Genomic DNA, 8,091 nt, shown 5'->3' with positions numbered 1-8,091 from the left:
GCTAACTCCCAGCCAAGCTTGATATATTTAGCCTGGATAGGCTGTATTATCTGCTTTGCAGCCTGCTCAGCAGCGTCAAAGTTTTCGAGACTTAATAGGCCATCGCTGAAATACCTATCTAGATAAGTCACACAACCCATATTTAAGCTTTTATACAGTAAGGCATTAAAGCCTTTTCCGATCACGACTTCGGTACTCGCACCACCGATATCAATAACAAGTTGCTTACCTTGACAGGCAGATGTGTGAGCGACACCTTTATAAATGGTTTTTGCTTCCACTTCTCCACTTATCACATTTACCTGATGATTAAGGATCTGCTCCGCTTTTTCGATAAATGTGTGAGCATTAGTAGCCAAACGCAATGTCGCTGTCGCGACAATACTGACATTTTGCTTGGGGATATCCTGTAAGCGCTCAGCAAACAAAGCAAGGCATTCCCATCCTCTTTGCATCGCCTCAAGCGACAATTCATTTTGGTCATTAAGCCCAGATGCCAGCCGCACCTTCCTTTTCACACGGCCAATGGTGTGAATACCGCCTGCCATATGTTTCGCTATCAACATATGAAAGCTGTTAGAACCTAAGTCTATTACAGCGTAAATATCTTCCTTCGAAGCAGTCTTTGCCACTTTTTAAACCTCAACAAATCGCTTTAAGCGCTTACTACTTTACTACCCAAGGTTACTTGGATTGTGGTTTTCTATAGCCACCTGTTCGGCGACCACCACCACGTTGCTTGTTACCACTATTACCATGACCTGAATGACGACGTTTATTTACTTGAGGCGCACGCAAGTCAGTTAATAGTGCTGTTTTATCATAATGAGAAACAGGAATTGCATGCTCTATGTATTCCTCTATCTCATGTAAATTATAGGCGTATTGCTCGCACGCGAAACTAATCGCATGTCCAGATGCACCTGCTCGACCCGTACGACCAATGCGGTGAACGTAGTCTTCTCTGTCATCCGGCAAGTCGAAGTTGAACACATGACTTACTTCAGGAATATGTAAACCACGCGCAGCAACATCAGTCGCAACCAGTAAATCAACATCGCCACGCGTAAACTGCGCTAAAATTGATTGGCGTTTCTTTTGGTTCACATCGCCAGTAAGTAAGCCTGCACGATGGCCATCTGCTTTCAGCCATGCATATACGTTTTCACAGCTGTGCTTAGTATTAGCAAAAATGATTGCCTTCTCTGGCCACTCTTCTTCAATCAAAGTCAGTAGTAAAGGTATTTTGTCATCTGTGGACGGGTGAAATAGCTCTTCTTGAATACGCTTGCCCGTTTTAACATCTGGCTCAATTTGCACATGAATAGGATTGGTCATGTGTTCGAATGCTAACTCTTGCACTCTGTATGACAGTGTTGCAGAGAATAATAGATTTAATCGCTCTTCACGACCTGGCATGCGATTGAACAAATAACGAATGTCTTTGATAAAACCTAAATCAAACATTCGGTCTGCTTCATCTAGCACAACCACTTCGATATCATTGAGGTTATAAGCACCCTGCTTATAAAAATCGATTAAACGCCCAGTCGTTCCGATTAGTATATCCGCGCCTTTTTCCAGTTGAGCCCGTTGTTTTTCGTAATCTTCGCCACCATATACAAGGGCAAGCTTAAGATCACAACGTGGCGCAATGACTTGCGCGTCCTTATGTATTTGGATAGCCAACTCTCGAGTCGGTGCCATAATAATTGCACGAGGTTGCGTTTTTTTATCCTTTTTAGTCTGCAATAGGCGATGACAGGTCGCGGTCAAAAACGCAAGAGTTTTGCCCGTACCAGTTTGTGCCTGACCCGCGATATCGCGGCCTTCACAGATGTAAGGTATACACTTTGCTTGGATTGGCGTACAAAATTCGAAGCCATTTTCCTGTAAACCGGCGACCACTTCCGGCGCTAAAGCAAAGTCGTTGAATTTTTTATTGGTCAAATGTGTCTTAGTCATAGCAATAAAGCATAACGTTTAAACTTGCAATAAGAAACAAGAGTGTTTAAATACGCATTAAATATTTCGCCTAATTCTAACGGAGAGCGTAATGAGCGACAAAATTATCCAACTAACTGATGACAGCTTTGAAGCTGACGTAATCAAATCTGACAAGCCTGTACTAGTAGATTTCTGGGCAGAATGGTGTGGCCCTTGTAAGATGATTGCGCCTATCCTTGATGAAGTTGCAGAATCACACGGTGACCGCGTAGCGATCGGCAAACTAAATATCGACCAAAACGCAGGTACTCCACCTAAGTACGGTATCCGTGGTATTCCAACACTATTACTGTTTAAAGATGGTGCAGTAGCAGCAACTAAAGTTGGTGCTCTTTCTAAGACTCAACTCGTTGAGTTCCTAGAAAACAACCTGTAATTCAAGTTGTTACACACTCTGCGGCATAACTGCCGCAGTTGTGAAGCTGATCTATATCATTTTTAATAGAATAAAATTTGTATAAACACTGGACGACCCGACGCCTAGCTGCTAACTTATAAAGCCACAAACCTTTAAGCTTTATCAAATCAACCTCTCTCGTGAAACTAACGAGAATGACAACTGTAATAAAGAACCCACCAATATGCATTTACGCGAATTAAAAGACAAGTCAATCAATGAACTTGTAAAACTTGCTGAGTCCATGGGACTTGAAAACGTAGCTCGTTTAAGAAAACAAGATATTATCTTTGCTATTTTGAAAGCGCACGCGAAAAGCGGCGAGAATATATACGGCGGCGGTGTTTTAGAAATTTTACAAGATGGCTTCGGCTTTTTACGTTCTTCAGAAGCATCTTACCTAGCTGGCCCTGATGATATTTATGTTTCTCCGAGCCAGATTAGACGTTTCAGCCTGCGTACCGGTGATACCATCGTTGGTTTAATCAGACCACCAAAAGATGGCGAAAGATATTTTGCATTATTGAAAGTTAATGAAGTTAACTTCGATAAGCCTGAAAACTCTCGTACCAAAATCCTATTCGAAAACCTAACGCCTATTCATGCTAATGAGCGTATGGTAATGGAACGCGGTAATGGTAGTACCGAAGATATTACCGCTCGTGTATTAGACCTTGCTTCTCCAATCGGTAAAGGTCAGCGTGCACTTATCGTTGCACCACCAAAGGCGGGTAAGACAATGTTGCTACAAAACATTGCTCAGTCCATCACATACAACAACCCAGATGCAACTTTGATGGTACTACTTATCGATGAGCGTCCGGAAGAAGTAACTGAGATGCAGCGCCTTGTTCAAGGTGAAGTTATTGCCTCTACGTTTGATGAACCAGCTAACCGCCACGTTCAAGTAGCTGAAATGGTAATCGAAAAAGCCAAACGCTTAGTTGAGCATAAGAAGGATGTTATTATTCTACTTGACTCAATTACACGTCTTGCTCGAGCATACAACACGGTTATTCCTTCATCAGGTAAAGTATTAACTGGTGGTGTTGATGCCAATGCACTTCACAAGCCTAAGCGCTTCTTTGGCGCTGCGCGTAATGTTGAGGAAGGCGGAAGCTTAACCATCATCGCAACGGCACTTATCGATACCGGCTCTAAGATGGATGAAGTTATCTACGAAGAGTTTAAAGGTACGGGTAACATGGAACTACACCTAAACCGTAAGATTGCGGAAAAACGTGTATTCCCAGCTATCGACTTCAACCGCTCAGGTACTCGTCGTGAAGAGCTACTAACGAAAACTGACGAACTTCAGAAAATGTGGATCTTGCGTAAGATTGTTCATGAAATGAGTGAAATCGATGCGATGGAATTCCTTATTGATAAGCTTTCCATGAGCAAAACAAACGATGAGTTTTTCGATTCAATGCGTCGCAAGTAAGTAGACTCTAAGTCTAGTTATTGAAAAGCCAGCTTATGCTGGCTTTTTGCGTTTCAGGTTCGCCAACTTCCTGTTTTTGTTCTATACCTTACCTAGTGAATTTAAACCAAGTTTGAATAATGAACCTAGGGACATAGAATGAAGCCGAGTCGTATTATTGCCGCTGTCACGCTTTTTAACTTGGCTTCAGTAACACTCGCTATTACCTTACTATCCTCTGATGAGGCTAGAGTGGCCGTCGCAGTTAGCGCTTTAACACTCGGGGCATTATTGCAATTCTTATGTTTAAAAAAAGCCTCTTCTGCTGAAAAAGATATGGAGCATCTAGTTCGCAATTTTATCAGTGACAATGGTGTCGACCTAACATATCGCTTTAACGAACAAGATAAAAATATTTCTAAGTCCTGCCTACTAATGAATGATTGCTTCGCCGTTATAGAACATATAATTAGTGAAGTGTACGCATCTTCTTCTCGACTTCACCCAATGGCGGATAGCTTAAGAGATACCTATGCATCCATGACACAAAAGGCAACACTTCAGCACACTCACGGTGAATACTTAGCTACCTCAATCCAGTCTATGTTAGAAATTTCTGCGCGTTTAGATACTAGCTTAGAGCAGATCTACGCATCTGTAGAGAATGCCACAACGGCAGTGAAACAGACCCGATTAGATACCGATAAAAGCCAAGAAAGTCTGCTAACACTTGCAGACAACATCAAGAAAACCAGTGAACAAATAGAATTGCTCAAAACTGACAGCAATGAAATTAGTTCTGTGCTTGAAGTCATTAACGGTATTGCAGAGCAAACCAACTTACTTGCACTGAATGCCGCAATTGAGGCCGCACGAGCAGGCGAGTTAGGACGAGGCTTTGCCGTCGTTGCTGACGAAGTGCGTAATCTGGCAGCACGAACGAGTCAATCAACCAAGGAAGTAAGCCAAGTCATAAGAAAAATACAATCCAGTACAGACTCTGTTTATGCGCTGATGCAAGCGGCACTAAAGGAAACAGATAACACCGTAAAATTAAGCGAAGCTTCTACAAAAGAAGTGGATGAAATAGAAAATGCGATGCTTTCTATCAACCAAATGTCCCATGACATTCATCAACAAGTTGAAGAGCAGAAACAAGCCTCTGACGCAGCTCAAGAAAGTATAGAGTCAATGGTACACCTGAATTCCGATGCCCTTTCAAGTACCAAAATACAGGCCGTCTCCAATCGTGACCTCATTGCCCTTTCGCAAAGTATTCATTCAAAGTTATCCATGTTTAAGATTTCAGATTACACGCCAGAACTCGATACCAGAAAAGACAGCTCCCGAGTATCTATCAGTGATGATGAGCAACCTGACAATCTAAAGGTGGATGATTCCGACGATATAGAGCTATTTTAGGAGGCTAATGATTCTTGAGATTTTAGCTGATCACACATAGCTAAAAACAGAGATTGAAATTGGTCTTCACTTCCTTGCTTTAGTACCTTCTCAAATTCGATTGCGATGCTTGCAAGCTCCGGAAATTCAAACATGGATGCTGCCCCAGCCAGTTTATGACAAATAGTCTGAAGTGTGACCAGGTCTTTGTTTTGCCATGCATCAATCAGCAAGTAGCGCTCTTGCTCAAAAGTGCTTGCGAAACTATCTCGCAAATCCGATAAATCAATATTAAGTTCATACGCTTTGCCGTCAGACTCAAAGTTTAAGTGCGTATTCAATACCGCTAATAATTCATTTTTATTAATCGGCTTGCCAATGTGACCATTGAACCCTGAGTCAATATATGATTTTACCTCTTCCATCAACACATTAGCGGTTAATGCGTATATTGGACCAGAGTAACCCGCTGAGCGAATGATCCGAAGTGCCTCAACCCCATCCATTCTTGGCATTTGAATGTCCATAAGCACCACATCAGGAAAATCACTAAGACACTGTTCAACCGCTCGAGCACCATTTTCGGCTACAATAACCGTCGCACCAGTTCGCTCAATCATCCGAGAGAATAGCTGCCGATTCTCTGGGTGATCTTCCACAACCAGCACCGTACCCGAGAGCAAAGGTTGCTTAGATTGCGGCTCCTGAATTTCGGCAATAGCCGTATTGAGATAAACAGTACAAGGTACACTGAAGGAAAACGCACTGCCATGATCGACAACACTTTGTACTTTGATTTCACCATTCATCATGTGAGCAAGCTGGCTCGACAAACTTAACCCCAGCCCAGAACCACCAAAGCGCCTTGTTATACTGTTGTCAGCTTGTTGGAAATTATCAAAAATTCGACCTATCTGCTGCTCAGTCATACCAATACCGGTGTCCTTCACCACAAATTGTAAACCATGGTGCGTTTCAGACACTTCCAATTCGATACGGCCTTTTTCGGTAAACTTTAGGGCATTACTTAGCAAGTTTATTAGTATTTGTTTTACTCGAATGTAATCCAAACGTACATAAGCGTTAGCCCTGACCTGATCACAGACGATAAACTCTAATTGCTTACTCTGTATATTTTGTTGAAACATATCGCATAAGTCAGCAAGTAAGCTGCTTACCGAAAATTCAGTTGCTTCTAGCTCTAACCGCTCGGCTTCAATTCGACTTAAATCCAAAATATCATTGACGAGATCGCGTAAATGTAATCCTTGATTATAAATAGTTCTGACCGATGCTTGTGCCTGAGCATTTAAATCTTGTTCGACCAACAAGTCTTCTGCATGTCCCAGCACCGTAGTAAGTGGCGTTCTGATTTCATGGCTCATGTTTGCCAGAAATTGACTTTTCACTTGATTGGCTGCTTTTAATTCATCCGCTTTTTGCTGAAGCTCAGATGTTCTCAACGCTACTTTTTGGCTTAACTCTAGTTTTGCTCTTTGCTCAACCTTACGTCGATAGAGTGCGAAAGTGGTCAGTAAGGTTAATAGCGCGATGATAACACCCAACAATTGTAATTGGCTGCGCTGTTCCTCTTTAAGTAGCTGTAATTTTTGTTCTTGCTTGAGCACTTCGACTTCTCGAGAAAGCTCACTAGCCTCATACTTAGCACGATAGTCATTAATCCGTTTCAGCATGTCATCATTCATCAAGCGGTTTTGCGCTTCCAAATTTTGTGAGTCATAATCTCTAGCGCGCTTAATATTTCCTTGTGCAGCCTCAATCAGCGCTAACAAACGAAGTGCCATACGCTCTCTTTTCTGTTCATGCATAACTCGACTAGCCGCTAAACTTTGTTCTGCATTAGTCAGCGCTTCTGTTAGCCGCCCTTGAGCAAAGAAGATTTGTGCTAAGGTGAACTGAGCTTCCATGAGGTTGGCAGGATTCTGAGCCTTTTCAGCATAATAGAGCGCAAAGTTTGCTTCTTTTTCGGCTAATTCTAATTGGTTTTGTGAATAGCTCAATAAAGCAAGGTTGCCATATTCAAATGACAAGTGGCGGACGTCATTCTGCGCTTCATAATAACCAATTGCTGCTTGGTACGACGCTTTGGCAAGCACGGGACGTTTAGTCTCAGTGTATAGCACGCCAAGATCTGCTTGAGCTAGTGCAACACCATATTCATCGTTTAGCTCGACGAATGCGTTTAGGGCTTCATGGAGCATTTCTTCCGCTTTGTCATAGGCTCCTTGGCGAATATAAACACCCGATATATTCAGTAAAATATCGGCATGATCTTGAGCATTACCAAACTCTTGGTAAAGCTCATCTGCTTTTAAATAATTATGCAGTGCCAAGTCAAGTGTGAAGCTATTAAAATACGCTAACCCCAAATTACTATGTAAATTAGCCATTTCGATGGGGACATTACGTTGCTCAGCTAACGCTAATGCCCGTGAGTAAAACTCAATTGCCTGTTGATAATGACCAAGGTAAAAGTAGCAGATCCCTTGAACCTTTACCGCTGAAAAATGGTTGTCACTCAGTCTATCTGATTGCGTTATCAACTCTAACTGATTGAGAAAAACGAGTGCATCTTTGAATTGATTTTGTTTGTAAGCAGATTTACCTAGACTAAGCAAAAGCTCTATTTTTCTTGTCTTTCCTAGGTTTTGCTCCGTGAGCAACTCAGTGCCCAGCATTTTTTGTTGTTGCCAATTGGTGGTTTGCTCGACCTCTGAGATCCGCTCAGCAAGGGCACTATCATTTAGCGTGGCGTTAACTTGAAAACAACAGGAGAAACACAGGCTACAGGCAAACACAGACCAGGGCTTTAGTAGCCTCGATAAATTCATTGTTGCTCTCC

General features: G+C 42.3%; 6 protein-coding genes (1 of these 6 running past the window's edge). 3 read left to right on the top strand and 3 right to left on the bottom strand.

What is annotated here, in order from left to right; all coding sequences use genetic code 11:
• Both gppA and rhlB read right to left on the bottom strand, forming a co-directional pair.
• A protein-coding gene (gene gppA / locus CTT31_RS00515; protein WP_260491760.1) for a guanosine-5'-triphosphate,3'-diphosphate diphosphatase crosses the window boundary here: on the bottom strand, positions 1 to 632 show its 5' end (the start). 877 nt of this gene lie to the left of the window's left edge; only the first 632 of its 1,509 coding nucleotides appear in the window; the start codon lies at positions 630 to 632; its stop codon lies beyond the left edge, outside the window.
• Positions 633 to 684: 52 nt separating this feature from the next.
• Positions 685 to 1,965 carry an ATP-dependent RNA helicase RhlB gene (rhlB, locus tag CTT31_RS00510; protein ID WP_017219421.1) on the bottom strand — a complete coding sequence of 427 codons (1,281 nt, stop codon included), beginning with the start codon at positions 1,963 to 1,965 and terminating at the stop codon, positions 685 to 687.
• Between the two features lie 91 nt (positions 1,966 to 2,056).
• Here rhlB and trxA point away from each other — a divergent pair, with 91 nt between their 5' ends.
• The 3 genes from trxA to CTT31_RS00495 all read left to right on the top strand — a co-directional run bounded on the left by trxA (position 2,057) and on the right by CTT31_RS00495 (position 5,249).
• Positions 2,057 to 2,383, top strand: a complete 327-nt coding sequence (gene trxA, locus CTT31_RS00505; RefSeq protein ID WP_010378172.1) for a thioredoxin TrxA — start codon at positions 2,057 to 2,059, stop codon at positions 2,381 to 2,383.
• 205 nt (positions 2,384 to 2,588) lie between these two features.
• Positions 2,589 to 3,848 carry a transcription termination factor Rho gene (gene rho / locus CTT31_RS00500; RefSeq protein ID WP_010378171.1) on the top strand — a complete coding sequence of 420 codons (1,260 nt, stop codon included), beginning with the start codon at positions 2,589 to 2,591 and terminating at the stop codon, positions 3,846 to 3,848.
• 138 nt (positions 3,849 to 3,986) lie between these two features.
• Positions 3,987 to 5,249 (top strand): methyl-accepting chemotaxis protein, encoded by a 1,263-nt coding sequence (locus tag CTT31_RS00495; protein WP_211858979.1) that lies wholly within the window; start codon positions 3,987 to 3,989, stop codon positions 5,247 to 5,249.
• On the opposite strand, the gene CTT31_RS00490 is transcribed toward CTT31_RS00495, so the two are convergent.
• Positions 5,246 to 8,080: a response regulator gene (locus CTT31_RS00490; RefSeq protein ID WP_260491759.1), complete on the bottom strand. Its 2,835-nt coding sequence runs from the start codon at positions 8,078 to 8,080 to the stop codon at positions 5,246 to 5,248. The two genes, CTT31_RS00495 and CTT31_RS00490, sit on opposite strands and share 4 nt — an antisense overlap.
• Between the last annotated feature and the right edge of the window lie 11 nt (positions 8,081 to 8,091).

The sequence above is a fragment of the Pseudoalteromonas maricaloris genome (assembly GCF_024746855.1).
GTDB classification, from domain to species: domain Bacteria; phylum Pseudomonadota; class Gammaproteobacteria; order Enterobacterales; family Alteromonadaceae; genus Pseudoalteromonas; species Pseudoalteromonas maricaloris.
This window is presented reverse-complemented; position numbering and strand designations above follow the sequence as displayed.